Source organism: Streptomyces thermodiastaticus (assembly GCF_014656135.1).
Classification (GTDB): Bacteria; Actinomycetota; Actinomycetes; order Streptomycetales; family Streptomycetaceae; genus Streptomyces; species Streptomyces thermodiastaticus.
In genome coordinates this window covers 324,550-351,515 of the sequence record NZ_BNBV01000003.1, presented here as the reverse complement: position 1 = coordinate 351,515, position 26,966 = coordinate 324,550, and the positions used below count along the sequence as shown (strand labels likewise).

The 26,966-nt window shown below is 73.5% G+C and carries 25 protein-coding genes; 13 read left to right on the top strand and 12 right to left on the bottom strand.

Annotated elements, in window-relative coordinates; translation table 11 throughout:
* Window positions 1-4 precede the first annotated feature (4 nt).
* From IE286_RS05165 to tyrS, 3 genes are all read left to right on the top strand, one after another.
* Window positions 5-1,528, top strand: coding sequence for a TldD/PmbA family protein (locus tag IE286_RS05165; protein ID WP_189795403.1), 1,524 nt, complete (start codon window positions 5-7; stop codon window positions 1,526-1,528).
* Window positions 1,525-2,919: a metallopeptidase TldD-related protein gene (locus IE286_RS05160; RefSeq protein ID WP_189795402.1), complete on the top strand. Its 1,395-nt coding sequence runs from the start codon at window positions 1,525-1,527 to the stop codon at window positions 2,917-2,919. Before IE286_RS05165 ends, IE286_RS05160 begins: the two co-directional genes overlap by 4 nt.
* Window positions 2,920-3,007: 88 nt before the next feature.
* Complete coding sequence (gene tyrS / locus IE286_RS05155) at window positions 3,008-4,276, top strand: tyrosine--tRNA ligase (protein ID WP_189795401.1); 1,269 nt, start codon at window positions 3,008-3,010, stop codon at window positions 4,274-4,276.
* 135 nt (window positions 4,277-4,411) lie between these two features.
* Here the strand turns inward: tyrS and IE286_RS05150 are convergent, their stop codons facing one another.
* On the bottom strand, window positions 4,412-4,699 hold the full coding sequence (locus IE286_RS05150; protein ID WP_189795400.1) for a GlsB/YeaQ/YmgE family stress response membrane protein: 288 nt from the start codon (window positions 4,697-4,699) through the stop codon (window positions 4,412-4,414).
* Window positions 4,700-4,998: 299 nt separating this feature from the next.
* Here IE286_RS05150 and IE286_RS05145 point away from each other — a divergent pair, with 299 nt between their 5' ends.
* Together IE286_RS05145 and IE286_RS05140 are read left to right on the top strand one after the other, a co-directional pair.
* Window positions 4,999-5,460: a DUF3099 domain-containing protein gene (locus IE286_RS05145; protein WP_189795399.1), complete on the top strand. Its 462-nt coding sequence runs from the start codon at window positions 4,999-5,001 to the stop codon at window positions 5,458-5,460.
* A gap of 213 nt (window positions 5,461-5,673) precedes the next feature.
* Window positions 5,674-5,892 (top strand): hypothetical protein, encoded by a 219-nt coding sequence (locus IE286_RS05140; protein WP_189795398.1) that lies wholly within the window; start codon window positions 5,674-5,676, stop codon window positions 5,890-5,892.
* A gap of 28 nt (window positions 5,893-5,920) precedes the next feature.
* Here IE286_RS05140 and moaA read toward each other — a convergent pair whose 3' ends face one another.
* The 3 genes from moaA to IE286_RS05125 form a co-directional block, all read right to left on the bottom strand.
* Window positions 5,921-6,910: a GTP 3',8-cyclase MoaA gene (gene moaA, locus IE286_RS05135; protein ID WP_229861959.1), complete on the bottom strand. Its 990-nt coding sequence runs from the start codon at window positions 6,908-6,910 to the stop codon at window positions 5,921-5,923.
* A gap of 160 nt (window positions 6,911-7,070) precedes the next feature.
* Window positions 7,071-8,690, bottom strand: a complete 1,620-nt coding sequence (locus tag IE286_RS05130; protein ID WP_189795396.1) for a monocarboxylic acid transporter — start codon at window positions 8,688-8,690, stop codon at window positions 7,071-7,073.
* Complete coding sequence (locus IE286_RS05125) at window positions 8,687-9,043, bottom strand: DUF485 domain-containing protein (RefSeq protein WP_189795395.1); 357 nt, start codon at window positions 9,041-9,043, stop codon at window positions 8,687-8,689. The genes IE286_RS05130 and IE286_RS05125 overlap by 4 nt, the downstream gene beginning before the upstream one ends.
* A 390-nt stretch (window positions 9,044-9,433) precedes the next feature.
* Between IE286_RS05125 and IE286_RS05120 the strand changes: the two genes are divergently transcribed.
* The 3 genes from IE286_RS05120 (at window position 9,434) to IE286_RS05115 (ending at window position 12,437) form a co-directional block, all read left to right on the top strand.
* A complete protein-coding gene (locus IE286_RS05120; RefSeq protein WP_189795394.1) occupies window positions 9,434-10,960 on the top strand; it encodes a S8 family peptidase in 1,527 nt (508 codons plus the stop codon).
* Between the two features lie 68 nt (window positions 10,961-11,028).
* On the top strand, window positions 11,029-11,154 hold the full coding sequence (locus tag IE286_RS27575) for a hypothetical protein (RefSeq protein ID WP_267969728.1): 126 nt from the start codon (window positions 11,029-11,031) through the stop codon (window positions 11,152-11,154).
* 278 nt (window positions 11,155-11,432) lie between these two features.
* Complete coding sequence (locus IE286_RS05115; protein ID WP_189795393.1) at window positions 11,433-12,437, top strand: CopD family protein; 1,005 nt, start codon at window positions 11,433-11,435, stop codon at window positions 12,435-12,437.
* Window positions 12,438-12,474: 37 nt separating this feature from the next.
* Here the strand turns inward: IE286_RS05115 and IE286_RS05110 are convergent, their stop codons facing one another.
* Both IE286_RS05110 and IE286_RS05105 read right to left on the bottom strand, forming a co-directional pair.
* On the bottom strand, window positions 12,475-13,518 hold the full coding sequence (locus IE286_RS05110; protein WP_189795392.1) for a zinc-dependent alcohol dehydrogenase family protein: 1,044 nt from the start codon (window positions 13,516-13,518) through the stop codon (window positions 12,475-12,477).
* A 164-nt stretch (window positions 13,519-13,682) separates the two neighbouring features.
* Complete coding sequence (locus IE286_RS05105) at window positions 13,683-14,426, bottom strand: VIT1/CCC1 transporter family protein (RefSeq protein WP_189795391.1); 744 nt, start codon at window positions 14,424-14,426, stop codon at window positions 13,683-13,685.
* Between the two features lie 163 nt (window positions 14,427-14,589).
* Between IE286_RS05105 and IE286_RS05100 the strand changes: the two genes are divergently transcribed.
* From IE286_RS05100 to IE286_RS05085, 4 genes are all read left to right on the top strand, one after another.
* Window positions 14,590-15,576 carry a DEDDh family exonuclease gene (locus IE286_RS05100; RefSeq protein WP_189795390.1) on the top strand — a complete coding sequence of 329 codons (987 nt, stop codon included), beginning with the start codon at window positions 14,590-14,592 and terminating at the stop codon, window positions 15,574-15,576.
* A gap of 106 nt (window positions 15,577-15,682) precedes the next feature.
* Entirely contained in the window at window positions 15,683-15,916 is a 234-nt protein-coding gene (locus IE286_RS05095) for a metallothionein (RefSeq protein ID WP_189795389.1), read from the top strand.
* Window positions 15,917-15,965: 49 nt separating this feature from the next.
* Window positions 15,966-16,793: an SURF1 family cytochrome oxidase biogenesis protein gene (locus IE286_RS05090; protein ID WP_189795388.1), complete on the top strand. Its 828-nt coding sequence runs from the start codon at window positions 15,966-15,968 to the stop codon at window positions 16,791-16,793.
* Between the two features lie 58 nt (window positions 16,794-16,851).
* Window positions 16,852-17,607 (top strand): SDR family oxidoreductase, encoded by a 756-nt coding sequence (locus IE286_RS05085; protein ID WP_189795387.1) that lies wholly within the window; start codon window positions 16,852-16,854, stop codon window positions 17,605-17,607.
* Window positions 17,608-17,752: 145 nt separating this feature from the next.
* Here IE286_RS05085 and IE286_RS05080 read toward each other — a convergent pair whose 3' ends face one another.
* The 6 genes from IE286_RS05080 to IE286_RS05055 all read right to left on the bottom strand — a co-directional run bounded on the left by IE286_RS05080 (window position 17,753) and on the right by IE286_RS05055 (window position 25,463).
* Complete coding sequence (locus tag IE286_RS05080; protein WP_189795386.1) at window positions 17,753-18,604, bottom strand: enoyl-CoA hydratase/isomerase family protein; 852 nt, start codon at window positions 18,602-18,604, stop codon at window positions 17,753-17,755.
* A 165-nt stretch (window positions 18,605-18,769) separates the two neighbouring features.
* A complete protein-coding gene (locus IE286_RS05075; protein ID WP_185867905.1) occupies window positions 18,770-18,994 on the bottom strand; it encodes a helix-turn-helix domain-containing protein in 225 nt (74 codons plus the stop codon).
* Between the two features lie 384 nt (window positions 18,995-19,378).
* Complete coding sequence (gene abc-f, locus IE286_RS05070; RefSeq protein ID WP_189795385.1) at window positions 19,379-20,977, bottom strand: ribosomal protection-like ABC-F family protein; 1,599 nt, start codon at window positions 20,975-20,977, stop codon at window positions 19,379-19,381.
* Between the two features lie 375 nt (window positions 20,978-21,352).
* The gene (locus tag IE286_RS05065) at window positions 21,353-22,831 is read right to left on the bottom strand and encodes a hypothetical protein (protein WP_229861955.1); all 1,479 of its coding nucleotides are present in this window, start codon (window positions 22,829-22,831) and stop codon (window positions 21,353-21,355) included.
* A 615-nt stretch (window positions 22,832-23,446) separates the two neighbouring features.
* A complete protein-coding gene (locus IE286_RS05060) occupies window positions 23,447-24,574 on the bottom strand; it encodes an alpha/beta hydrolase family protein (RefSeq protein WP_189795383.1) in 1,128 nt (375 codons plus the stop codon).
* Between the two features lie 193 nt (window positions 24,575-24,767).
* Window positions 24,768-25,463: a class II aldolase/adducin family protein gene (locus IE286_RS05055; protein WP_189795382.1), complete on the bottom strand. Its 696-nt coding sequence runs from the start codon at window positions 25,461-25,463 to the stop codon at window positions 24,768-24,770.
* Window positions 25,464-25,615: 152 nt separating this feature from the next.
* Between IE286_RS05055 and IE286_RS05050 the strand changes: the two genes are divergently transcribed.
* Window positions 25,616-26,950 carry an inorganic phosphate transporter gene (locus IE286_RS05050; RefSeq protein ID WP_189795381.1) on the top strand — a complete coding sequence of 445 codons (1,335 nt, stop codon included), beginning with the start codon at window positions 25,616-25,618 and terminating at the stop codon, window positions 26,948-26,950.
* Window positions 26,951-26,966 lie beyond the last annotated feature (16 nt).

Genomic DNA, 26,966 nt, shown 5'->3' with positions numbered 1-26,966 from the left:
TCCCGTGGCCCATGGCATCGACCCGACCTTCACGGCCCTTCCCCTCCGTCCCCTGGCGGACGCCGCGCTGGCACGCGCGCGGGCGCTGGGGGCCGAGCACGCGGACTTCCGGCTGGAGCGGGTGCGCAGCGCCTCCTGGCGGCTGCGGGACGCCCGCCCGACCGGGTCGTCGGACACCACCGACCTGGGCTACGCGGTGCGGGTCGTGCACGACGGCGCCTGGGGGTTCGCCTCCGGCATGGACCTGACCCTGGCCGGCGCGGCGAAGGTGGCCTCCCAGGCGGTGGCCATGGCGAAGCTGTCCGCGCAGATCGGCCGGGCGGCCGGGGCCGGCGACCGGGTGGAGCTGGCCGACGAGCCGGTGCACGCCGACCGGACGTGGATCTCGTCCTACGAGACCGACCCGTTCACGGTGCCCGACACGGAGAAGACGGCGCTGCTCGCCGAGTGGAGCCGGCGGCTGCTCGCGGCCGACGTCGTCGACCACGTGGACGCCTCGCTCCTCGCCGTGCACGAGAACAAGTTCTACGCCGACCTCGCGGGCACCGTGACCACGCAGCAGCGGGTGCGGCTGCATCCGCAGCTGACCGCCGTGTCCGTGGACGGCACCACCGGCGAGTTCGACTCCATGCGCACCCTGGCCCCGCCCACGGGACGCGGCTGGGAGTACCTGACCGGCACCGGCTGGGACTGGGACGCCGAGCTGGAGCAGCTGCCGGAGCTGCTCGCCGAGAAGATGCGCGCGCCCAGCGTGGAGCCGGGCACGTACGACCTGGTGATCGACCCGTCCAATCTGTGGCTGACCCTCCACGAGTCCGTCGGTCACGCCACCGAGCTGGACCGGGCGCTCGGCTACGAGGCCGCCTACGCCGGCACCTCCTTCGCCACCTTCGACCAGCTGGGCACGCTGCGCTACGGCTCGGAGCTGATGAACGTCACCGGCGACCGCACCGCCGAGCACGGCCTGGCCACCGTCGGCTACGACGACGAGGGCGTCGAGGCGCAGTCCTGGGACCTGGTCCGCGACGGCGTCCTGGTCGGCTACCAGCTGGACCGGCGGATCGCGCGGCTGACCGGCTTCGAGCGGTCCAACGGCTGCGCCTTCGCCGACTCCCCCGCGCACGTGCCCGTGCAGCGCATGGCGAACGTGTCGCTGCGGCCGGACCCGTCGGGGCCGTCCACCGAGGAGCTCATCGCGGGCGTCGACCGGGGCATCTACGTCGTCGGGGACCGGTCGTGGTCCATCGACATGCAGCGGTACAACTTCCAGTTCACCGGGCAGCGCTTCTACCGCATCGAAGGCGGGCGGCTGGCCGGGCAGCTGCGGGACGTCGCCTACCAGGCGACCACGACCGACTTCTGGGGCTCCATGGCGGCGGTCGGCGGCCCGCAGACGTACGTCCTCGGGGGCGCCTTCAACTGCGGCAAGGCCCAGCCGGGCCAGATCGCGGCCGTCTCCCACGGTTGCCCCTCGGCCCTCTTCACGGGCGTCACCGTCTTGAACACCACCCAGGAGGCCGGCCGATGAGCCCGCGTACCAGCACACCGCACGAGGTCGTCGAACGCGTCCTGGAGCTGTCCCGGGCCGACGGATGCGTCGTGATCGCCGAGGAGCACTCCACCGCCAATCTGCGCTGGGCGCGCAACGCGCTCACCACCAACGGTGTCACGCGCGGGCGCACGCTCACCGTGATCGCGACCGTGGACGGCGCGGAGGGCACCGCGGCAGGCGTGGTGTCGCGGTCGGCGGTGACCGAGGAGGACCTGGAGCCGCTGGTGCGGGCCGCCGAGGCCGCCGCACGCGAGGCCGGGCCCGCCGAGGACGCCCGGCCGCTGGTCACGGGGGTGCCGCAGTCCGCCGGTTTCACCGAGCCGCCCGCCGAGACCTCCTCCGCCGTCTTCGCGGACTTCGCGCCCGCCCTCGGCGAGTCGTTCGCGCGGGCCCGGGCCGGGGGACGCGAGCTGTACGGTTTCGCCCGGCACGAGATGGTCTCCACCTACCTCGGCACCTCCACCGGGCTGCGGCTGCGGCACGACCAGCCCACCGGCACGCTCGAGCTGAACGCGAAGTCCCCCGACCGCACCCGCTCGGCCTGGGCGGGGCTCAGCACGCGGGACTTCACCGACGTCGACCCACTGGCGGTGGACGAGGAGCTGGCGGCGCGGCTGGGCTGGGCGAAGCGCCGGGTGGAGCTGCCCGCGGGCCGCTACGAGACGCTGCTGCCGCCGACCGCGGTCGCGGACCTGCTGATCTACCAGCTGTGGTCGTCCTCGGGCCGGGACGCGGCCGAGGGCCGGACGGTGTTCTCCCGGCCGGGCGGCGGCACCCGGGTGGGCGAGCGGCTGGCGCGGCTGCCGCTGACGCTGCGCAGCGATCCCGGCGAGGCGGGCCTGGAGTGTGCGCCGTTCGTCGTCGCCCACTCCTCCGGCGGTGACCGGTCGGTGTTCGACAACGGGCTGCCCGCGCACCCCACCGAGTGGATCGGCGAGGGCGTGCTGCGCTATCTGACGACCACCCGGCACAGCGCGGACCTGACCGGGCTGCCGGTCGCGCCGGCGCTCGACAACCTGATCCTCACGGGCGGCGAGGACCGCTGTCTGGAGGAGATGGTGGCCGGCACCGAGCGCGGGCTGCTGCTGACCTGCCTGTGGTACATCCGCGAGGTGGACCCGGCGACCCTGCTGCTCACCGGGCTCACCCGGGACGGGGTCTACCTGGTGGAGAACGGCGAGGTGACCGCCGAGGTCAACAACTTCCGGTTCAACGAGTCGCCCGTGGACCTGCTGGCCCGGGCCACCGAGGCGGGCCGCACCGAGCGGACGCTGCCGCGGGAATGGAGCGACTGGTTCACACGGGCCGCGATGCCCGCGCTGCGCGTGCCCGACTTCAACATGAGCTCGGTCAGCCGGGGCGTATAACCTCGTAGGCGTTCGTGGACCGGGGGCGGCCGGCGGGTGCCCGGCCGCCGCCCGGCCGTTCGAAGATCACCGAGGAGACACGAGAACCGTGACGGACATCGTCGACGAGCTGAAGTGGCGGGGGCTGTTCGCCCTGTCCACTGACGAGGACGCTTTGCGCAAGGCGCTCGCGGACGGTCCCGTCACGTTCTATTGCGGCTTCGACCCGACCGCCCCGTCGCTCCACGTGGGACACCTGGTGCAGGTGCTCACCGTGCGCCGGCTCCAGCAGGCCGGGCACCGGCCGCTGGCCCTGGTCGGCGGCGCCACCGGGCTGATCGGCGACCCGCGCCCGACCGCGGAGCGCACGCTGAACGACCCGGAGACGGTGGCCGGCTGGGTGGAGAAGCTGCGCCGGCAGATCGAGCCGTTCCTGTCCTTCGAGGGCGAGAACGCGGCCGTGATGGTCAACAACCTCGACTGGACGGCGAACCTGTCCGCGATCGAGTTCCTGCGGGACATCGGCAAACACTTCCGCGTCAACAAGATGCTCACCAAGGACTCGGTGGCCCGCCGCCTGGAGTCCGACCAGGGCATCAGCTACACCGAGTTCAGCTACCAGATCCTGCAGGGCATGGACTTCCTGCAGCTGTACCGGCGCTACGGCTGCACCCTCCAGCAGGGCGGCAGCGACCAGTGGGGCAACCTCACCGCGGGCCTGGACCTGATCCACAAGCTGGAGCCGGACGCCCAGGTGCACGCGCTGGCGACGCCGCTGATGACCAAGGCGGACGGCACCAAGTTCGGCAAGACCGAGGGCGGCGCCGTGTGGCTGGACGCGGAGATGACGACGCCGTACGCGTTCTACCAGTTCTGGCTGAACGTGGACGACCGGGACGTCTCCCGCTACCTGCGCATGCTGTCCTTCCGGTCCCGTGAGGAACTGGAGGAGCTGGAGCGGCAGACCCAGGAGCGGCCGCAGGCGCGGACCGCGCAGCGGGCGCTGGCGGAGGAGCTGACGACGCTGGTGCACGGCGCGGAGCAGACCGCCGCGGTGATCGCCGCGTCCAAGGCGCTGTTCGGGCAGGGCGAGCTGGCCGGGCTGGACGAGCGGACGCTGGCCGCGGCGCTGTCCGAGGTGCCGCACGTGACGGTGTCCGAGCCGGCGCCGGTGGTGGACCTGCTGGCCCAGGTGGGCCTGGCGCCCAGCAAGTCGGCCGCGCGCCGCACCGTCAAGGAGGGCGGTGCCTACGTGAACAACGTGAAGGTCACCGCCGAGGACGCGGTCCCCTCCCGGGAGGACCTGCTGCACGGCCGCTGGCTGGTGCTGCGCCGCGGCAAGAAGAACCTGGCCGCGGTGGAGATCACGGGCGCCTGAGCCGGGGCGCGCACGGCGTGACGAGGCGGCTCCCTCCGGCGTCCCGGGGGGAGCCGCCTTCGGCGTACCGGGCCGAGGTGCGGCGGGCGGGTGCCTGCGCTCACCGCACCGCCGGGCGGGCCGTGGCGCCCGGGCTCAGGCCCGTTCGCGGCGCCGCCTCCTGTTGCCCCACAGGGCGAGGTAGAGCATGTCGCCGATGGCGACGATGATGATCGCGGCCACGAGCTGGAAGATGTGCCGGGTCCAGTCGATGCCTCTGGTCTCCTCCACCCCGGCCGCCCGGGCGACGGCGTTGCCGACGATGGCGCCGAGCAGACCGAAGAGGGTGGTCAGCCAGAGCGGGCTGTGCTGCTTGCCCGGGATGACGGCCTTGGCGATGAGGCCCAGGATCAAACCCACGATGATCGCCCACACCCAGCCCATGGCTGCCTCCTCGTCCGGATCGACGCGAACATCACGCTCAGTGTCGGCCGGACGGTCCCGCACCGCATGTCGGGCGCGTCCGTGCGGGGCTCGCCCAGGCGTAGGGGTGCCCCGTGGCCCCGGACGGCGCGGCGCCGTCCAGCCGGACCGCGCGGGTGGTTTCCGCAGGCGAGGGGCGCCCCGGCCTCGTGGCGGACCAGGGGACGGCGTACGGTTGGGGTGTGTGGGCCGGTGTGCCGGCGGTGGTGCCGGACACGGGCCCGGAAAAGTTGTCCGGTGCGGGCGGATGGTGAATGGTGATGCGGACGCAGCATGCCCGTGGCAACGTCCCGGTCTACCGGATCACCGGAGCCCGGGCGGGCCTGCAGGACGACGTACGGGGCCGCCAGCGCCGGTACGTGATCTCGATGTCCGTCCGTACGGTGTCGGTGCTCCTGGCGGTCGGACTGTGGAACGTCCAGCGTTTCGTGGCCATCGCCGCCTTCGTGGTCGGCATGGTGATGCCCTACATCGCGGTGGTGATCGCCAACGCGGGCCGGGAGAACGCGCCGAAGCTGCCGTCGACGTTCGTCTCGATGCCGCCCAAGCCGATGCTGACCGGGCCGCGCACCCCGGACGAGGGCCCGCGCACCGCGGACGGCCCGCGGGAGCGCTCGGCGGAGACCGGCCGTGGCGCGGCAGCCGGCGCGCGCCAGGACATGCGGGACGATCCCGCCGCGCACACAGCGAGCGGGGCGCGCGAGCCCGGCGAAAGACCGTGAGCGGCGCCCGGGCGCCCGTCCTGACCCGGGCCGGCGTGGCACGTCCGGCGCCGGCGCACACGGATCGCGGTGTTCCGGGCTCCGGCACGGGCGTGTCGTGACATACTGCGTAAGCGCTCCGCATCCCCCGTCGGAGCGACAGGACCGACGCCGGGCAGCTCCCCCCGTGGCTGCTCGGCGTCGCCTTGTGTGCCGTGGCTGTGAGACGAACCTGTGAGTGACGAGACCCCGATCTGTTCCGCCAAGGGCTGCCGTGCCGCCGCCGTGTGGGTGCTGGCCTGGAACAATCCGAAGATCCACACCCCCGAGCGCCGCAAGACGTGGCTGGCCTGCGAGGAGCACCGGGAACACCTGTCGGCGTTCCTGGGGGTGCGCGGTTTCCTGAAGGACGTGGTGCCGCTCAGCGAGTGGGAGGCACGCGAGGGCGCCTGAGCGCCCGGGCCGCGCCCGCCCCGGCCGCTCAGCCTCCGATCGCCGACATGGGGCGGTCCGGCTGGACGAACGACGGGTCGTCCAGGCCCGCCCCGGCCTTCTTGCCCCACATCGCCAGCCGCCAGATGCGGGCGATCTCCTCGTCGGGTGCGCCGGAGCGCAGCGCGCCGCGCAGGTCGGTCTCCTCGGTGGCGAACAGACAGGTGCGAATCTGGCCGTCGGCGGTGAGCCGGGTGCGGTCGCAGGCCGCGCAGAACGGCCGGGTGACGGAGGCGATCACCCCGACGCGGTGCGGGCCGCCGTCGACGATCCAGCGCTCGGCCGGGGCCGAGCCGCGTTCCCCGGCGCCCTCCGGGATCAGCTCGAAACGGGTGCGCAGCGAGGCGAGGATGTCGCCCGCCGTCACCATGCCCTCCCGCTTCCAGCCGTGCTGGGCGTCCAGCGGCATCTGCTCGATGAAGCGCAGTTCGTAGTCGTGCTCCATCGCCCAGGCCAGCAGGTCGCAAGCCTCGTCGTCGTTCAGCCCGGGCATCAGCACGGTGTTGACCTTGACCGGGTTCAGTCCGGCCTCGCGGGCGGCCTGCAGGCCGTCGAGGACGTCCCGGTGCCGGTCGCGGCGGGTCATGGCCTTGAACACCTCGGGGCGGAGGGTGTCCAGGGAGACGTTCACCCGGTCAAGGCCCGCCGCCTTCAGTGCGTGCGCGGTGCGCCTCAGGCCGATGCCGTTGGTGGTCAGAGACATCTGGGGGCGCGGGTCGAGGGCCGCCACGCGCTCCACGATGCCGACGAGCCCGGGGCGCAGCAGGGGCTCGCCGCCGGTGAAGCGGACCTCGGTGATGCCCAGGGTGGTGACCGCGATGCGGATGAGGCGGACGATCTCGTCGTCCGTGAGCAGGCTGGGTTTGGCCAGCCACTGCAGGCCCTCCTCGGGCATGCAGTACGTGCAGCGCAGATTGCATCGGTCGGTGAGCGAGACCCGCAGGTCGGTGGCCACTCGGCCGAAGGTGTCGATGAGCACGTGGCCCCCTCCCGCGTAGGTCACTGAGGTTCCCTCACTGGTGAGCCTACGCGACCGCACCGCCGGTGACACCGGCTCGGTCGCGGGACGGAGCACCTCGGTGCGGCCGTGTCCCCGCCCCCGCATGGGTGTCCCGTGCGTGCGGGGGCGGGGGCGCCGCTCAGTGGGCGCCGGTGCCGGTCAGGGAGCGCACCTCCAGTTCCGCGTAGGCGCCGGTGTCCGGCTTCTCCTTGGACAGCAGGGTGCCGACGACGCCCAGCAGGAAGCCGGCCGGGATGGAGATCAGCCCGGGGTTCTCCAGCGGGAAGAAGTCGAAGTCGGCGTCCGGGAACATCGAGGTGGGCTTGCCGGAGACCACCGGCGAGAACAGCACCAGGCCGACCGCGCAGACCAGGCCGCCGTAGATCGACCACAGGGCGCCGGTGGTGGTGAACCGTTTCCAGAACAGGCTGTAGAGGATGGTGGGCAGGTTGGCGGAGGCTGCCACCGCGAAGGCGAGGGCGACGAGACCGGCGACGTTCAGGTCGCGGGCCAGGGCGCCCAGCACGATGGAGACCGCGCCGATGCCGACGGTCGCCCAGCGGGCGGCGCGGACCTCCTGCTTCTCGGTGGCGGTGCCCTTCTTGATGACGTTGGCGTAGATGTCGTGGGCGAAGGACGACGACGAGGCGAGGGTGAGGCCGGCGACGACGGCCAGGATGGTGGCGAAGGCGACCGCGGAGATGGTGGCCAGCAGCACCGCGCCCCAGGTGGAGTCCACCCCGCCCAGGTGCAGGGCCAGCAGCGGTGCCGCGGTGTTGCCCGCCTTGTTGGAGGAGGTGATCTCGTCGGGTGTGATCAGCGCGGCGGCGCCGAAGCCGAGGGCGAGGGTCATCAGGTAGAACACGCCGATCAGGCCGATGGCCCAGATGACCGACGTACGGGCCGCCTTGGCCGTCGGCACCGTGTAGAAGCGGATCAGGATGTGCGGCAGTCCGGCGGTGCCGAGCACCAGGGCGATGCCGAGCGAGAGGAAGTCCAGCTTGGTGGTGCCGGTGACGCCGTACTTCAGGCCGGGCTCCAGGAAGGCCGCGCCCTTGCCGCTGTTGTCGGCGGCCCTGCCGAGCAGTTCGGAGACGTCGAAGTCGAACTTCAGCAGCACCAGGAAGGTCAGCAGCAGCGCGCCGGCCATCAGCAGCACCGCCTTGACCATCTGCACCCAGGTGGTGCCCTTCATGCCGCCGATGGTGACATAGACGATCATCAGGACGCCGACCAGGGCGACGATGCCGATTTTGCCGCCGTCGCTGGTGATGCCGAGCAGCAGCGAGACCAGCACGCCCGCGCCCGCCATCTGCGCCAGCAGGTAGAAGATCGACACGACGATGGTGGACACGCCGGCGGCGGTGCGCACCGGGCGCTGGCGCATGCGGTATGCCAGGACGTCGCCCATGGTGTAGCGGCCGGAGTTGCGCAGCGGTTCGGCGACCAGCAGCAGCGCGACCAGCCAGGCGACGAGGAAGCCGATGGAGTACAGGAAGCCGTCGTAGCCGAACAGGGCGATGGCGCCGGCGATGCCGAGGAAGGACGCGGCGGACATGTAGTCGCCGGAGACCGCCAGGCCGTTCTGGAAGCCGCTGAACTGCCGTCCGCCGGCGTAGAAGTCGGCGGCGTCGCGGGTCTGCCGCCCCGCCCAGACGGTGATGACGAGCGTGGCGACGACGAAGAGTGCGAACAGGCTGACGATCAGGGTGCGGTGCTCACTGGCCTCGCCGGCGGCCAGGGTGAGTGCCGGGCTCATGCGTCGCCCTCCATCCGGGACTTGATGGCCTTCGCCGCGGGGTCGAGCTTGGCCGCTGCGTGCCGTGCGTACCACCAGGCGATGAGGAACGTGGTCAGGAACTGGGCGAGGCCCAGGACCAGGGCGACGTTGACGTTGCCGAACAGCCGGGTGCCCATGAAGCCGCCCGCGTAGTTGGACAGCAGCACGTACAGCAGGTACCAGACGACGAAGGCGACGGTCAGCGGAAAGGCGAAGGAGCGGTAGGAGCGGCGCAGTCGGACGAACTCCTCGCTGTCCTGGACCCGGACGAACTCCTCGCGGGAGGGGAGCGGGACCTGGGTCTTCGAGGGTGGCGGTGTTTCGGTGGCCACGTCTTCTCTCCTCGTGGTGCGGGTCGGTTGCGGACCGGGACGCGCGCACGTCCGCGTCGTCGGGCCGGCTGTGGATGCGGCAGGGGGCACGTCGGCGGCCGGTCCCCCTGTCCAACGTCCACGGCGCCGCTCGGGAACGGGTTCATCTCCGGCCGGATCCTTCGCGGGTCGCCGGAACGAGTGACGGCCGGCTCATTGCTGGCCGGCGGGGCCACGGGATAGCTTCAGCCCAGCACGACCGTCATGTACTGATCAATCGGCACACGTGGCATCTCACTCGGGCAGGCCGTGCGCCCACGCGAGCCGGGGCCTGTGCGGTCGCCGGCCCCGGCCGGGCACCGGCGCGCCCCCGGTCTGCCGCCACCGCGAACCCACGGGAGACACACACCGATGACAGCGTCTCAGCCGCGCCTGCGCCGCGCGCTCGCCCTTCCGCTCGGTATGGCCATGGCCACCGCGGTGGCCTTCCTGCCGGACGTCACGGCGTCGGCCGCCCCGGCGGACACCACCGCCGCCGCCCCGGCCTCGGACGCGCTCAGCTACGTCGTCAACGTCCGCCCGGGACACGGGGTCACGGCGCAGGTGCGCACGGCGATAGCGAAGGCCGGCGGCACCGTGGTGACGTCGTACGACCAGATAGGCGTCATCGTCGTCCACTCCGCGAACCCGGACTTCGCCAGGACGGTCCGGACGGTGCGCGGAGTCGACTCGGCGGGCGCCACCCGCACCGCCCCGCTGCCCGCCCAGTCGACCACCGACACGGCCGTCCCGCAGCCGCTGACCGCCGCGCAGCTGACGAACGCTCAGGGCGAGGCGGCCGACGGGCAGGACCCGCTGGAGCCGCTGCAGTGGGACCTGCCCGCCATCAAGGCGGACAAGGCGCACCGCAAGACCCTGGGCAGCGCCAAGGTGACCGTCGGCGTCATCGACACCGGCGTCGACGACACGCACCCCGACATCGCCCCGAACTTCGACCGCCGGGCGTCCGTCAACTGCGTGTCGGGCAAGCCGGACCGCACCGACGGCGCCTGGCGGCCCAGCGCCTCGGAGAGCCCGCACGGCACACACGTCGCCGGTGAGATAGCGGGCGCGAAGAACGGCGTGGGCATCACGGGTGTCGCGCCGGGTGTGAAGGTGGCCGGCATCAAGGTCTCCACCCCGGAGGGATTCTTCTACACCGAGGCCGTGGTGTGCGGCCTCGTGTGGGCGGCCGACCACGGCATCGACGTGACCAACAACAGCTATTACACCGACCCCTGGTACTTCAACTGCGTGACCGACCCGGACCAGAAGGCACTCGTGGAGGCCGTCCGGCGGGCCGCGCAGTACGCGGAGAAGAAGGGCACCGTCAACGTCGCCGCGGCCGGCAACGAGAACTACGACCTCGCCGCCCGCACCATCACCGACCCCTCCTCCCCGAACGACTCCACCCCCGGTGACCGGGTGGTCGACACCCGCTCCTGCTTCGACATCCCGACCCAGCTGCCCGGTGTGGTCACGGTGGCGGCGACCGGCGCCGAGGGCATCAAGTCGTCCTACTCCAACTACGGCCGGTCGGTGATCGACATCGCCGCGCCCGGCGGCGACTCCACGGCCTACCAGAAGCCGCCGGCCCCGGCGACCAGCGGTTCGATCCTCGGCCCGCTGCCGGGCGGCACCTGGGGGTACATGTCCGGCACCTCGATGGCCACCCCGCACGTCGTCGGCGTCGCCGCGCTGATCAGGTCGACGCACCCGCACGCCTCGGCCGCCCAGGTCAAGGCGCTGCTGCACGCCGAAGCGACCCCCACCGCGTGCACCGACCCGTACGACATCGACGGCGACGGCACGATCGACGCGGTGTGCGAGGGCCCGAAGAACCGCAACAGCTTCTACGGCCAGGGCATCGCGGACGCCCTGGCCGCGGTGACCAGGTAGACCGGGCCGACCGGAGCCACCCACGCATCGAGCCGGTCCGGACCGCGCAGGTACCGCATAGTGCGGTCATGACCGTTATCGCGTGCGCATGGTCCGCGCCGGGCTGGTCCGCGCTGGGCGGCGATCCCGCCCTGCGGAGGATCACCGTGGTGGAGCGGGAAGGCGCGCTCGGTGCGCGCCTTCCCGGCCGGTGACGGACCGGGCTTCCGCCGGGGGCGCGTTCCGGCCGGGGACGCACGCCGCGGATACGGGAGCGGCGCGGGCGGGTGACGCGGACGCGGGCGCCGAGGCACGGGCGCACCGGCGACCGGGCCGTGGCCTTCGCACCCGGACGCACGGGCGCACCGGCGACCGGGCCGTGGCCTTCGCACCAGGGTGCACAGGCGCACCGGACGGCGCACGGCGGAATGTCCATCTCCCACTTCCCTGGGCGCTCTTGCCTGCCTTCGTCCGGTCTGGCGAAGATCCTGGGATGACGCTGTTACGTCAGGTCGCTCGGGGGACCGGTGCCCGCGACACGGGCCGGCGTGCCGCGACGGCGCGGGCCGCGGCGGCCCTCGGGCTGGTGATGCTGGCCGCGCTGATCCCGCTGCTCGGCCCGTCCGGCGCACTGCACGGCACGGGGGAGGCGGCCGCCCCCGGCGTCCGCTGGACCGGTCTGCTGCGGACGGTGCTGTTCGCGGCGGTCTGCGTGCCGGTGGGCGAGGCGTTCGTGAACCGGCTGGCCGCCCGTCTGCCCGGCGCCCCGGTGCCGCCGCCGCGCAGCTGGTCCGGGTACACGGCCGCCGCCGGCTGGCTGGCCTCCGCCGGGCTCGCCGCGGTCGTGGCCACCGGCAATCTGCTCCCGCACGGCCTGGGCCAGATCGACGTGGGCGGCCTGTACCGGACCCGGGACGGCGTGCTGGCGCTGCTGGAGGTCAACGGCTTCCTGGCCGCCGGGCTGTGCGCGTTCTCCCGCCGTCCGTCCATCCAGGTGTGGCCGCTGGCCGTGGTGATCCTGGCCGAGGCCCTGCGCGCCCACCCGGTGACCGAGAGCAGCGCGCTCGCCGGCTCCGCCCTGACCCTGGTGCACCTGACCTGTGCGGCCCTGTGGGCGGGCGGTCTGCTGCACGTGGTGCGCACCTTGCGGGTGCGGCGCGGGCACGAGGGCGCCGCCCTGCTGGGCCGGTTCGCCCGTGCGGCGGCGCTGCTGCTCGCCGCGATCACCGCCACGGGCGTGTGCAGCACGCTGCGCCGGATGCCTGCGGACACGGTGCTCGACCAGCTGACCACGACCGCCTACGGCCGTGCCCTGCTGGCCAAGGTGATCCTCGTGGCCGGGGTGGGCGCGCTCGCCGCGTGGGCCCGGCTGCGGCTGCGCCGGGCCACCGACCCGCTGAGCGCCCTGGTCCCGGCGCGCACGGAGGTCGCCCTGCTGGGCCTGGTGATCGCGGTGTCCGGGCTGCTGACGGCGCTGCCGCTGCCGATCCGCTGGTGATCCGGGCGGTGCGGACCGGCAGGGCGTGGCCGTCCGGTCAGTTCGTGACGAGCACCTTGAGCGCCACGCGCTCGTCCATGGCCTTGTAGCCGTCGGGCACGCCCTCCAGACCGACCGTCATGTCGAACACCGGCGAGGGGTCGATGGTGCCGTCGAGGACGTCCGGCAGCAGCTCGGGGATGTAGGCCCTGACCGGGGCCACGCCGCCGCGCAGGGCTATGTTCCGGTCGAACATCACACCGAGGTCCAGGCCGGTCTGGCTGCCGTGCGGCACGCCGACGAAGCCGATGGCGCCTCCGTCGCGGGTGAGGTGGACCGCGGTGTGCATGGACTGCTCGGTGCCGACCGCCTCGATCACGGAGTGGGCGCCCTGGCCGCGGGTGAGCTCGCGCACCGCCTCCACGGCGGCGTCGCCGCGCTCGGGCACGATGTCGGTGGCGCCGAAGCGGCGTGCGATGTCGGTGCGGGCCTGGTGGCGGCCGAGGGTGATGATCCGCTCGGCGCCCAGCCGCTTGGCGGCGAGCACCGCGCACAGCCCGACGGCCCCGTCCCCGACGACCGCGACCGTGGCGCCGGGCCGCACGCCCGCGCCGAGGGCGGCGTGGTGGCCGGTGCCGAGGACGTCGGACAGGGTCAGCAGCGCGGCCAGCAGACGGTCGTCAGAGGCGGCGTCCTTGGGGAGCTTGACCAGGGTGCCGTCCGCGTGAGGCACGCGGACCGCCTCGCCCTGGCCGCCGTCGGAGCCCGGGCTGCCCCAGAAGCCGCCGTGCTCGCAGGAGGTGGTCAGGCCCTCGCGGCAGTAGTCGCACACGCCGTCGGACCACATGAACGGCGCCACCACGAGGTCGCCGGTGCCGACGCCGGTCACCTCGCTGCCGGTCTCCTCGACCACGCCCAGGAACTCGTGCCCGATGCGCTGCCCCGGCTCCCGCTCCGCCTGCCCGCGGTAGGCCCACAGGTCGCTGCCGCAGACGCAGGCGCGCAGCACGCGCACCACGGCGTCGGTGGGCTGCCGCACCGAGGGATCGGGAACGTCCTCCACCCTCATGTCGTACGGAGCGTGGATGGTGGTGGCGCGCATGACGTGGATCCTTGTCGGCTGTCGGATGAACGGTTCGTCGGTCCGCCGCGCGACCGCGCACCGGTCGGCGGCCGGACTCCTTCACGGTACGCCGCGGCTCCCGCGTTCCGCGCGCCGATACCCCCGTGACCAGGTGAAACCGCAGCGGGACAGGGCCTGGCGGCTCAGACCGCGGACGCGCCGAGCAGGCTTCCCACGCCGTAGGTCACGGCCATGGCGAGCGTCCCGCCGGCGACATTGCGCACCACCGCACGCCCCGGCCGGGCCGCTCCCAGCCGGGCGCTGCTGCAGCCGGTGAGGACGAGCGCGGCGAGCACGGAGACGACGGTGACCGTCAGCCGCAGGTGCGCCGGCGGCAGCACGATCGCCAGCAGCGGCAGCAGCGCGCCGACCGTGAACGCCAGGAAGCTCGCCCAGGCGGCGTGCCAGGGGTTGGTCAGCTCGTCGGGGTCGATGCCGAGTTGCACGCGTGCATGAGCCGTGAGCGCGTCCCGCTCGGTCAGCTGCTGGGCGGCCTCCCGGGCCACCTTCTGGGACAGGCCGCGGTCCCGCAGCATCGCGGTCAGCTCCTCCAGCTCGGCCTCGGGCCGCTCGCGCAGCCACCGCTTCTCCACGTCCAGCGCGGCCTCCTCCGAGTCCCTCTGGGTCGACACCGAGACGTACTCCCCCGCCGCCATCGACATCGAGCCGGCCAGCAGACCGGCCAGTCCGGCGGTGAGCAGGGCCGAGCGGGAGTTGGTGGCACCGGCCACGCCGACGACGAGACCGGCGGTGGAGACGATGCCGTCGTTGGCGCCGAGGACGGCGGCCCGCAGCCAGTTGAGCCGGGATCCGAGCGCTCCGCCGTGCGCCTCGTCGGATGCCGACTGCGGCTCGTCGGGTGTCGGTTGGATCACAGCAGGGAGCATCGCACGCGCACCGCACCGGACGGGCCGTGCGACGCGGTGTCGGCCGAAGTCCTCAGCGGGACACGGCCGGTGGGGTGCGCCCGGCCCGGCGGGCGGGGACGGCCGGGCGCACCGCGGCCCCGGCGGGCCGGGCTGTCGGCGGCGGCCCTTATCCTCAGTGACCATGCTCGAAGACCGCACGCTCGCAGGCTCCGCGCCCGCGCCATGGCCGGCCGCGTATCCCCAGGGATACGCGGTCGTTGACGTGGAGACCACCGGCCTGGCCCGCGACGACCGCATCATCTCCGCGGCGGTCTACCGGCTGGACGCGCGCGGCGAGATCGAGGACCACTGGTACACGCTGGTCAACCCCGAACGCGACCCGGGTCCGGTGTGGATCCACGGGCTGACCAGTGAAGTCCTCGACAGCGCGCCGGTCTTCGCGGACATCGCCGACGAGTTCGCCGCCCGGCTGCAGGGGCGGGTGCTCGTGGCGCACAACGCGGTGTTCGACTGGCAGATGATCGCGCGGGAGTACGCCCGCGCGCGGCGCGAGGCACCGGTGCGCCGGCGGCTGTGCACCATCGCGCTCTCCAAGGCGCTGGGGCTGCCGCTGCCCAATCACAAGCTGGAGTCGCTGGCGGCGCACTTCGGCGTGGTGCAGCGGCACGCACACCACGCCCTGGACGACGCGCGGGTGCTGGCGGAGGCGTTCCGGCCGAGCCTGAGGGCGGCGGCGGAGCGCGGCATCCGGCTGCCGCTGCTGGAGTGCCGGCCGCTGACGGAGTGGTCGGACCGGCCCGTGCCCCGCCAGCATCCGGGGGGATCCGGGGGCTACCGGCGCAGCGGCTGGCGTCCGTCCCGCAAGCGCCCGGCCTGTCCCTACCCCAACCCGGGCCGGTACGAGGAGGGCAAACGCCTCAAGCAGGGCATGCGGGTGGCGTTCTCCGGCGACACCTCCCTGGACCGGGAGCTGCTGGAGGACCGGGCGACGCAGGCCGGGCTGCATGTGGCCACCAGCCTGTCGCGGCTGACCAGCCTGCTGGTGACCAACGATCCGGACTCGGGCACCACCAAGGTGCTGAAGGCCCGTCAGTACGGCACGCCGGTGGTGGACGAGGCGGCGTTCGGACAGCTGCTGCAGGACGTGGAGCCGGCCGACGGCGCGTGAGCGCGCGGCCGGGCCGGGCGGCCCGCTGACGGCGTCCGGGTGATTGCCGTGCGACGCGCCCGGCGCCCGCTCGCCGAGCCGTCGGCGGCGGCCGACGCTGGGGCGCATGGCGAGATGCGAAGTATGCGGCAATGAGTACGGTATGACCTTCGAGGTCCACGCCCAGGGAGCGGTACACATCTTCGACTGCTTCGCCTGTGCGATCCACCGCATGGCACCGATCTGCGAGCACTGTCGTGTGCAGATCATCGGGCAGGGCGTGGAGGCGGACGGCCACTGGTACTGCGGCGCCCACTGCGCCCGCGCGGAGGGCAGGGCCGGGATCGTCGACCGTGTCTGAGGGACACCCCTGGCGGAGACACCCCACGGGCGTTCGGTACCGTCGTGGGGTGTACCGCTTCCTGTTGACCCGCCAGTGGGTGATCATCACCGTCGTCGCGATCGCGCTGATCCCGACGATGATCTGGCTGGGCTTCTGGCAGTTGCACCGGCACGACCACCGGCAGGCGCTGAACAAGCTGATCAGCACCTCGCTCGCGGCGGAGCCGGTGCCCGTGGAGACGCTCACCTCGGTCGGCGGTTCGGTCGCGCACGATCATCTGTACCGGCGGGTGACCGCGCACGGTCACTTCGACACGGCTCATGAGCTGGTGGTGCGCCGGCGCACCAACGCCGACGACCGGGTCGGCTACCACGTCCTGACCCCGTTCGTGCTGGACGACGGCAGGATGCTGCTGGTCAACCGTGGGTGGATCCCCTCCCCCACCTCGCAGACCGCCTTCCCGGCCATCCCCGCCCCGGCCGAGGGCGAGATCACGGTCACCGGCCGGCTGATGCCGGACGAGACGACGGCCGAGAGCGGCATCAAGGACGTCAAGGGCCTGCCGGACCGGCAGATCATGCTGATCAACAGCAAGAAGGTCGGTGCCCTGCTGCGGAACTCGGGCGACACCTCCGCGCAGAACGTGCTCGGCGGCTACATCGAGCTGACCTCCCCCGCGCCCGAGAACGGCAGCCCCCAGCTGCTGCCCTCCCCCAAGGGGGACAGCAGCTGGATCGGCGTGGACGACATCAACCTGCCGTACGCCATCCAGTGGTGGCTGTTCGCGGCCTGTGTCCCGGTCGGCTGGCTGATCCTGGCCCGCCGCGAGGTGCGCGACCGCCGGGCGGCGGAGCGGACGACGGCCGGACAGGAGAACGAGCCCGCCGCGGTGTAGACCGCGGACACCTCCCCGCCCTCGCCCGCGACCGGGGCGAGCGGGCAGGATAAGGGGCATGGATCTTGGACTGAAGGACCGGGTGTACGTCGTCACCGGCGCGACACGCGGCCTGGGCAACGCCGCCGCGCGCCAGCTGGTCGCCGACGGCGCGAAGGTGGTCGTCACCGGGCGCGACGAGCAGCGGGCCGCCGACGCGGCGGCCGAGCTGGGTCCCGGCGCCGTCGGGGTGGCCGTGGACAACGGCGACCCCGAGGCCCCGGCCCGGCTCGTCGCGACCGCGCGGGAGCGCTTCGGCGGCTTCCACGGCATCCTCGTCAGCGTCGGCGGACCGCCGCCGGGCTTCGTCGCGGACAACACCGACGAGCAGTGGCGGGCGGCGTTCGAGTCGGTGTTCCTGGGGGCGGTGCGGCTGGCCCGCACCGCGGCGGCCGAGCTGGAGGCGGGCGGCGTCATCGGTTTCGTGCTGTCCGGCTCGGTTCACGAGCCGATCCCCGGCCTGACCATCTCCAACGGGCTGCGCCCGGGCCTGGCCGGTTTCGCCAAGTCCCTCGCCGACGAGCTGGGGCCGCGCGGCATCCGGGTCGTGGGCCTGCTGCCGGGCCGGATCGACACCGACCGCGTGCGCGAGCTGGACGCCCGGTCGGCCGATCCGGAGGCGACCCGCGCCGCCGCCGAGTCCCGGATCCCGCTGCGCCGCTACGGCACACCGGAGGAGTTCGGCCGCACGGCGGCGTTCCTGCTCTCCCCCGCGGCGTCCTACCTCACGGGCATCATGGTCCCGGTGGACGGCGGCTTCCGGCACGGGTTCTGAGACCCGCCCGTACACCCGTCCCGCATCCCCGCACACCTGGCCCCGCATCGCCTCCGGGCGGGCGGGGCCGCGCACGGGTGCGGTGCGGGACGCCCGCAGGAAACGCCCCGCACCGTCGCGCGGCCCGTGGGCCGGTGCCGACCGCTCAGTCGCCCAGGCCCGCCAGGTCGCGCAGGCGGCGGGCCTGGGCCTGGCGCTCCGCGGCGCGCTGCTCGTCGTAGGTGCGGCCCTGGGCGCCCTGGAGCAGCGCCTTGGTCTCGATCACCGCGTCGCGGGGCGCCGCCAGGATCGCCGAGGCGAGGTCCTGGGCCGCGGCGTCCAGCTGGTCGCGGGGCACGGCGATGTTCGCCAGCCCGCCGGCCACCGCCTCCTCGGCGGACACGAACCGGCCGGTCAGGCAGATCTCCAGCGCGCGGCCGTAGCCGACCAGGCTCACCAGCGGATGGGTTCCGGTGAGGTCCGGCACCAGTCCGAGACCGGTCTCACGCATGGCGAACTGCACGTCGTCGGCCACGACACGCAGATCGCAGGCGAGGGCGAGCTGGAAGCCCGCCCCGATGGCGTGCCCCTGCACCACCGCGATGGACACGAGGTCGCTGCGCCGCCACCAGGTGAAGGCCTCCTGGTAGGCGGCGATGGTCGCGTCCAGCTCGGCGTCGTCGCTGCGCGCCAGGTCGAAGAACGACAGCTCGCCGTCGATCCCTTCCGGCGTGAACGCCTGCCGGTTCAGGCCGGCGGAGAACGACGGGCCCTCGGCGCGCAGCAGCACGACGCGGACCGAGCCCGGCAGCAGCCGCCCCGCTTCGGTGAGTGCCCGCCAGAAGGCAGGACTCTGCACGTTGCGCTTGGCCGGGTTGGTCAGTGTCACCGTCGCGACCGCGCCGTCGACGGCGAGCCGTACCCCGTCCTTGTCGAGGACGGCGGGAGCAGGGGAGTTGTCGTCTGCCAGGTCACGTCCTTCGCGTCGCGGATCGAGGTCGTGCTCGAGCGAAGCCATGGTGCGCCTCCGATGGGTGCGGTCGACACGGCTGCCCTGCGCGGGCAGTCCTAAGCGACTGCACAGTAACCACCCGGCGCCGTGAGGTCTCCTCCGGGCCCCGTGGCACAAGGCCCGGAAGAGCCTGCCGCGCGGTTTCCATCGGAGCCGAGGGACCGCCCGCGGTCAGGAGGACTGCTGGGTCTTCTTGCCGCGCGTGGCTCCGCCACGCCCGCGGAGCTGGACACCCGACTCGCTGAGCATGCGGTGCACAAAGCCGTACGAGCGGCCGGTCTCCTCGGCCAACGCTCGAATGCTCGCACCGGCGTCGTACTTCTTCTTCAGGTCTGCCGCGAGCTTGTCGCGCGCGGCGCCGGTCACCCGGCTGCCCTTCTTCAGAGTCTCGGCCACCCGTGCCTCCTCATGGGAAGTGCGCTCTGGTCCCCTCATGATCACCCCTCCGGGGCCCGATGGCCACCCATTCGGCAAGGTCTGTGAGACAGGGTTGTGACGACAGGAGCACATCCCCACAAGCGGAATTGCATATTCCAAGCGGCTCGGCGCGCACCGGCGCACGATCCGTGCGGAGAACTACCAGGTCAGAGCAGCGATGCGGCCGAACCCTCGGTTCATAAGGGTTCGGCCGCGAAATCGGTCCATGACACACCGGGCGATGAGGAGATCTCACACGAATGACGGACACCGAATAGGCCGAATGATCCATACGGCGCATGACCGGACGCCCCCTCGCCGGGTGCCGGGCGAGGCCTCGGGGCCCCGGTGCCTCCCGGCCGGTCAGGCGAGCGCGACCAGGTCCGCGTACTCGGCGCCCCACAGGTCCTCGACCCCGTCGGGCAGCAGGATGATCCGCTCCGGCTGCAGCGCCTCGACCGCGCCCTCGTCGTGGGTGACCAGCACGACCGCTCCCTTGTAGGTGCGCAGCGCGCCGAGGATCTCCTCGCGGCTTGCCGGGTCGAGGTTGTTGGTGGGCTCGTCGAGCAGCAGGACGTTCGCCGAGGACACCACCAGGGTCGCCAGGGCGAGGCGGGTCTTCTCGCCGCCGGAGAGGACGCCCGCCGGCTTGTCGACGTCGTCGCCGGAGAACAGGAAGGAGCCGAGCACCTTGCGGACCTCCACGAGGTCCATGTCGGGCGCGGCGGAGCGCATGTTCTCCAGGACCGTGCGGTCGGAGTCGAGCGTCTCGTGCTCCTGGGCGTAGTAGCCCAGCTTGAGTCCGTGGCCGGGGACGACCGAGCCGGTGTCGGGCTGCTCGATGCCCGCGAGCAGCCGCAGCAGCGTGGTCTTGCCCGCGCCGTTCAGGCCGAGGATGACGACCCGGGAGCCGCGGTCCACGGCCAGCGAGACGTCCGTGAAGATCTCCAGGGAGCCGTACGACTTCGACAGGCCCTCGGCCATCAGCGGGGTCTTGCCGCAGGGCGCCGGCTCGGGGAAGCGCAGCTTGGCCACCTTGTCCTGCCGGCGGACCTCCTCCAGGCCCGCCAGCAGCCGCTCGGCACGCCGCGCCATGTTCTGCGCGGCGACCGTCTTGGTGGCCTTGGCGCGCATCTTGTCGGCCTGGGCGTTCAGCGCGGCGGCCTTCTTCTCGGCGTTGGCCCGCTCGCGCTTGCGGCGCTTCTCGTCGGCCTCGCGCTGCTGCTGGTACAGCTTCCAGCCCATGTTGTAGATGTCGATCGTGGCGCGGTTGGCGTCCAGGTAGAACACCTTGTTGACGACCGTCTCCACCAGGTCGACGTCGTGGCTGATGACGATGAAGCCGCCGCGGTAGGTCTTCAGGTAGTCACGGAGCCAGATGATCGAGTCCGCGTCCAGGTGGTTGGTCGGCTCGTCCAGCAGCAGGGTGTCCGCGTCGGAGAACAGGATCCGGGCCAGCTCGATCCGGCGGCGCTGACCGCCGGAGAGGGTGCGCAGGGGCTGGCCGAGCACGCGGTCGGGCAGGTTGAGCGCGGCGGCGATGGTGGCGGCCTCGGCCTCGGCGGCGTACCCGCCCTTGGTGAGGAACTCCGTCTCCTGCCGCTCGTACTGCTTGAGGGCCTTCTCCCGGGTGGCGCCCTTGCCGGTGGCGATGCGCTGCTCGTTCTCGCGCATCTTGCGGATCAGCACGTCCAGGCCGCGCGCGGACAGGATGCGGTCGCGGGCGAGCACGTCGAGGTCGCCGGTGCGGGGGTCCTGCGGAAGGTAGCCGACCTCTCCGCTGCGGGTGACGGTGCCGGCGGCGGGGATGCCCTCGCCGGCCAGGACCTTGGTGAGGGTGGTCTTGCCGGCGCCGTTGCGGCCGACCAGACCGATGCGGTCGCCCTTGGCGACACGGAAGGTGGCGTTCTCGAGGAGGACGCGGGCACCGGCGCGCAGCTCGATGCCGGAAGCGGAGATCACGGGCACACTCCTGGGCGGGTGATGAGGGCGGGACGGTCGGCTGAGGTGATCCCGCCGTCTAATGCGCGAGGAGAATGGCCATGCGGGACAGTCTAACGGGGTGCCGCAAGCGCTTTTCCCAGGTGCAGACGGCACCCCTCCGTATGCGGGCGGCGGGCCTTCGGGAGCGGACGGCGGACCGTCGAGGGGCCCGGACGGCGGAGCCTCGCGGTCCGTCCGCACGGCCTGGAGCGCCCGGCCGGACGGGACCCGGGCGCGCGGGGCGCCGACGGCACCGTCGTGCGCCGGGGCGCCCGCGCGGGGACGCGCGCACGGCCGGGCACGGATGTTGTCGGCGCCCCGCACCGTCCGGGGCGCGGGCGGGGCCGGCCGCCGTCAGCTCGCGCCGGTGTGGACCTGGAAGGCGGCCCGGCGGACGAGCTTGGCCAGGGCCGGGTCGGGGTGCGCGGCCGCGAGCGCGACCAGCACCTGCACCGTGCGGGGGTGCCCCACGGCCCGCACCTCGTCGAGCAGGGCGGGCACCGTCGGCTGCACCGCGGTCTCCAGATGCCGCACCAGCATCTCGGCCTCCCCGTGGTCGGCGACGGCCGCGGCGGTGTCCACCCACAGCCAGGTGGCCTCCTCGCGGGTGAGGACCTCGTGGGCGTCCTCCGGATCGACGCCGTCGTGCTCGGCCAGCCACAGCAGGGCGTAGGGCCGCAGCGTGGGCTCGTCGAGCACGGCCCTGACGTCGGCTTCGGCGGGTGCGCCGACGACCCGCAGCGCCTCGAAGGCGAGCCCGCGCAGCAGGGCGTCGTCGCCGCGGGCGGCGGCGAGCAGCTCGGCGACGGCACTGCCCACCGGGCGGGCGGCGAGCCAGGCCCGGTACTCGGCGCGGGCCGCGTTCGGCCGCAGCTGGGCACAGCCGCGGAGCATGTGCTCCGCCGACTGCTCGATGTTGCCGGCCGGGCTCTGCGCGGCGACGCAGATCTGCTCCAGCTTGACCCACACCGCCCAGCTGCCGAGCGGGGTGAGGGTGGCCTGCCCGTCGCCGTAGGTGAGCGCCCCGACGGAGGCGAGGGCCCCGAGCGCCCAGTCGAGCAGCGGCACCAGCGCGGCCGCCTCGACCTCCGCGGGGGGCCCGGCCGGCGCCGCGACGCGGCCGTCGCCGTCCGCCGTGCGGTCGCCGGGCCGCGCTGCGGCCGCCGCGGCGGGCCCGACTTCCGTGCCGGAGGCCACGGAGGCGAGCGCGAGCCGTGACGCGGGGCGGGGCTGCCGAGGTGCCTCCGCGTCCGGGGCCGCCCCCGCCGTCCGGGTGTCGTCGGGGCCGGACACCGGCTGCTGGACGATGCTCGGGGCGCGCACCGGCGCGGGGCCCGAGGCGGGGTCGTAGGGAACCTCGCAGCGTTCGGTGCGCAGCTCGGTCACGCGCTGCCGCAGCAGGTCGAGGAGCTGGTCGACGGGTACGGGCCCGGCGGAGAGCTGGAGGAAGGACAGCACCTGCGGCATGGCCGAGACGACCTCGGCGACGGCGGCCGACTCGTGCCCCTCGGGTTCCGGGCAGACGAGCGGCCAGGCGTCGAACAGCGCGACCCAGCCGCGCAGCACGGCACTGTCGTCGTGGTCCCAGGCCCGCAGCCGCCATCCGGGGCGCGCGCTGTCGCCGTGCACCTCGACGAGGCCGGTGAGGCGGGCGGTGTCCCAGTCGGCGCGGGCCTGGGCCACGGTCAGGTCCAGATCGTGGGCGGCCCGGGCGGCGGTCCGGTCGGAGAGGGTGGCCTTGCCGTCGACGCCCGCCTCGTCCCGGCCGGGCCCGAGACAGGCGTCGGCCCACCGGGCGATGCGGACCGCCCCGGCCAGGCGGGCACGCGCCATGCGGGCCAGCTCCGATGGTGCGGGGGTGCCCTCCGGCGGGCGGGGCACGGTGCGGCGCGGGCGCCGCTGGTTCACGGCTCGTGGGGCGGCGGCCAGGGGCCGCGGGCGGACGAGTCGAAGCCTGGAGTCGCGTGGGGTACGGGACGTCACGGGTGCAGTCTTCCTGCTGCCGCTGCGAAAACCCAAACGGAACGCCTCGACGGGCCAGACGAAAGGTAGTGCACGCGAGTTGGGGCGGCGGTGGACGAGCGGTCCGGCGGCGGCCCGTACCGGGTCGGGGACGCCTTTGACGTGCGCACGGCCGGCGGGGCGGCGCGGCACGGGACCGGGCACGGACCGGGCAGCGGCGGGCCCCGCCCGGGCCCGCCGCCGGCGACAAGCGGAATCCGCCCCGATGGGGTGATGGCCCCGCTGTCCGCGGGGTGACGCGGCCCGCCGCGTGCCGACCGCGTCGCCCCGGGCGTCGCACCAGGAGCGTCGCTCCACGCAAGCGGCATCGCCCGCACCGGATACGTCGCCTCACATCGCGGCCATGGCCCCGCGCCGGATGCGTCGTCTCACATCGATGCCGAGGCCATGGCCCCGCACCACGTGCGTCGCCTCACATCAGTCGCCTCACATCAAAGGCGTGAGGAAACGACGCAGTGCCTCTTCGTAGGACGCGGGGTCGGCGTTCCACATGGCTCCGTGCGGCGCGTCGGGCACGATGTGCAGGGCGATCAGGTTGGGGCGGCCGGAGGCGAGCCGTCTCGACAGGTGCCAGGGGGCCACTTCGTCGCCGGGGCCGTGGACGACGAGGGTCGGCACGGCGAGCCCCGCGGGGTCGGCGATGCCGGCGAGCCCGTCGCGGTGCAGCCCGGTGCGGCCCTGCGCGGCGCGTACCGCGAGCGGCAGCAGGGCGCCCGGCATGTGCCGTGCCCTGGCCAGGGCCCGCAGCGTCGTCTCCCAGTCGAGCACCGGCGAGTCCAGGATCAGCCCGGAGACCCGGTCACGCAGGTCCGATCGCAACGCCGTGCACAGCGCCATGGTCGCCCCGGTGGACCAGCCGTACAGCACGACCCGGTCCGCGCCCTGCCGCACGGCGTAGCGGAGCGCGGCGTCCAGGTCCCGCCACTCGCTCTGGCCGAGATGGTTCAGGCCGTCCGGGGAGCGCGGGGCGCCGGGGTCGCCGCGGCAGGTGACGTCCAGGACCGGGAAGTGCCGGTGGTGCAGGAAACCCATGACGTTCATGGGCAGCTCCCGGGTGGTGCCCAGTCCGTGCACGGTGATCACCCAGGTCGCACGGACACCCGGCAGGTACCAGGCGGGCAGCGGGCCCAGTTCGCCCGGCACCTCGACGTCCCGGTGGTGCAGACCGAGGGCGGTGCGGGGGGTGCCGACGTGCAGGTTCGGGGTGAGCCACACCTTGTCGCCGGGGTTCAGCACGCCGTGCGTGACGCGCTCCAGGCGGCGTACGACGGTGTCGGGCTGGTGCGGGGCGTCGGCCAGCACCGGGCCGACGACCGCGTGCGAGCCGTTGCCGGCCAGGCCGTAGGTGCCGGGCCGCAACGAGGCGAGGTCCCGGGTGAGGGTGATCTGTCCAGCGGCCGTGCCGTGCACGGTGAGCCGGGGTTCGGTGGGCAGGGGCCGGCCCGCGGGCGCCTTGAGCGCCGCGTCGCTGGCGAGCCGCCCGGCGGCGACGCCCGCCGCGCCGGCCGCCAGAACCGCGGTGACGGCCGTGGCCGTCGCTGTGACTGTCCGCACGCAACCAGTGTCCGGGCGGACCGCCGCACCGGCCAGCGGGAGAAGCGGCCGGGGTGACATGCTCCCGCGACGCGCGGGGGCGGCGGCCCGCGTTCCCGGCCCTGTCCCCGGCGCGGGGACGCCTCCCCGCCCCCGGGACCGCGTCTCCAGGCGCTCGGCCCGCCGCCTGCCGCGCCCGCGCGTTCCCGGTCCGTCAGCGCCGCTGGCCGTAGCCGCGCATCCGTTCCTGGACCTCGGCGAGCTGCCCGCAAGTGAGCAGGCTGGGGGTCAGCCCGGGCACGGACGAGGCGGTCAGCCACAGCCGGCACATCCACTCCAGCTGGGCGGTGCGGTCGAAGGCCTGGTCGAGGGTGGCGCCGCAGGTGACGGTGCCGTGGTTCTGCAGCAGGCACCCGGAGCGGCCGGCCAGGGCGCGCAGCATGTTCTCGGCCAGTTCCTCGGTGCCGTAGGCGGCGTACGGCGCGACGCGCACCGGGCCGCCGAGCGCGGCGGCCATGTAATGGACCAGGGGCAGCTCGGGCACCAGCGTGGAGACGGCCGTGGCGTGCACGGCGTGGGTGTGGACGACGGCACCGGCGTCGGTGGTGCGGTAGACCGCCAGGTGCAGGGGCAGCTCGCTGGTGGGCACCAGCGTCCCGAGCACCTGCCGTCCGTCGAGGTCCACCCCGGTGACGTCGTCGGGCGTGAGCCGGTCGTAAGGTACGCCGGACGGCGTGACCAGCACGGTGTCGCCCACCCGCACCGACACGTTGCCGGAGGTGCCGACGACCAGGCCGTCCGCCGCGGTGCGCCGGGCCGTGGCCACCAGGTCCCGCCAGGCGTCCGCCTCCTCGCCGGTCGCCTTCCGTGGCCGCGCGGCCCGGTGCTCGTCCCGCGGCCGGTCAGCCATGGCGTGATCCTTTCGGTCGTGCGGCAAACGGACACAAACGGAATGGGTGGCGACGCAACCGGACACCGCCCCGACCGCCCCAGTTCATCTTCTGTTCACCATCGTTACCTACCTTCAACCGGCCAATGACGCTCGAACGATTGCCTGGGTAAATGGAAGGCTTCTCGCTGATCCTCGCGATTGTGGTGATAACCGCACTCGCGTTCGATTTCACGAACGGTTTCCACGACACCGCCAACGCGATGGCCACCACCATCTCCACCGGCGCGCTCAAGCCCAAGGTCGCGGTGACCATGTCCGCCGCGCTCAACCTCGTGGGCGCTTTCCTCTCCGTCGAGGTCGCCAACACGATCTCCAAGGGTCTCGTCGACGAGTCCGGCATTCGTCCCGAGGTCATTTTCGCCGCTCTGGTCGGCGCCATTCTCTGGAACCTGCTGACCTGGCTGGTCGGGCTCCCCTCCAGCTCCTCGCACGCCCTGATGGGTGGTCTGGTCGGCGCCACCCTCGCCTCGGCCGGCCCCGACGCGGTGCACGGCGGGGCACTGATCACCAAGGTCGTGCTGCCGGCGGTGGCCGCCCCGGTCGTCGCGGGTATCGCCGCGGCGGTCGCGACCCGGCTGTCGTACACGATCGGCGGGAAGGACGGCAAGGCGGCCGAGAAGGGCCACCGCGCCGGACAGATCGCCTCCGCCGGCCTGGTCTCCCTGGCCCACGGCACCAACGACGCGCAGAAGACGATGGGCGTCATCACCCTGGCCCTGATCGCCGGCGGTGCCCTGGCCCCCGGCTCCAACCCTCCCACCTGGGTGATCCTCTCCGCCGGCCTGGCGATCGCGCTCGGCACCTACATCGGCGGCTGGCGCATCATCCGCACCATGGGCACGGGCCTGACCGACCTTCAGCCGCAGCAGGGCTTCGCTGCCCAGACCAGCGCGGCCACCGCCATCCTCGCCTCCTCGCACCTGGGCTTCTCGCTGTCCACCACGCATGTGGTGTCCGGCGCGGTGATGGGCGCCGGCCTGGGCCGCAGGGGCGGCGTGGTGCGCTGGTCCACCGCCGGGCGCATGACCGTGGCCTGGGTGCTCACCCTTCCTGCGGCCGCCCTGGTCGGCGCGGGCGCCGAGGCCGTGACCGGGCTCGGCGACTGGGGCACCGCGCTCGTCGCGGTGTTCCTGGTGGCCTCCAGCGCCGCGATCTGGCTGATCTCCCGTCGCCAGGTCGTCGACCACACCAACGTCGCCGGGCCTGCGGCGACGGCCGAGGAGCCGGCCGGTGTGGTGACCCAGGCCCTGGCCGCCGTGGCCCCGCCGGCCGCCGGCCAGCCCGCCCCCGCCGCCGAGGACACCGCCCCGGCGCCGGCGCCCGCCGACGGACCGACGGCGACCGTCCCGGCCCAGCCCACGGCCCCCGCGCCCGTGTCCCCGGCCGCCGAGTCGGTCTCCCCCGCCCCCGCGCCCGCGGCGACCCCGCCGGCTGCGGCCGTCTGACCCACCGCATCGCACC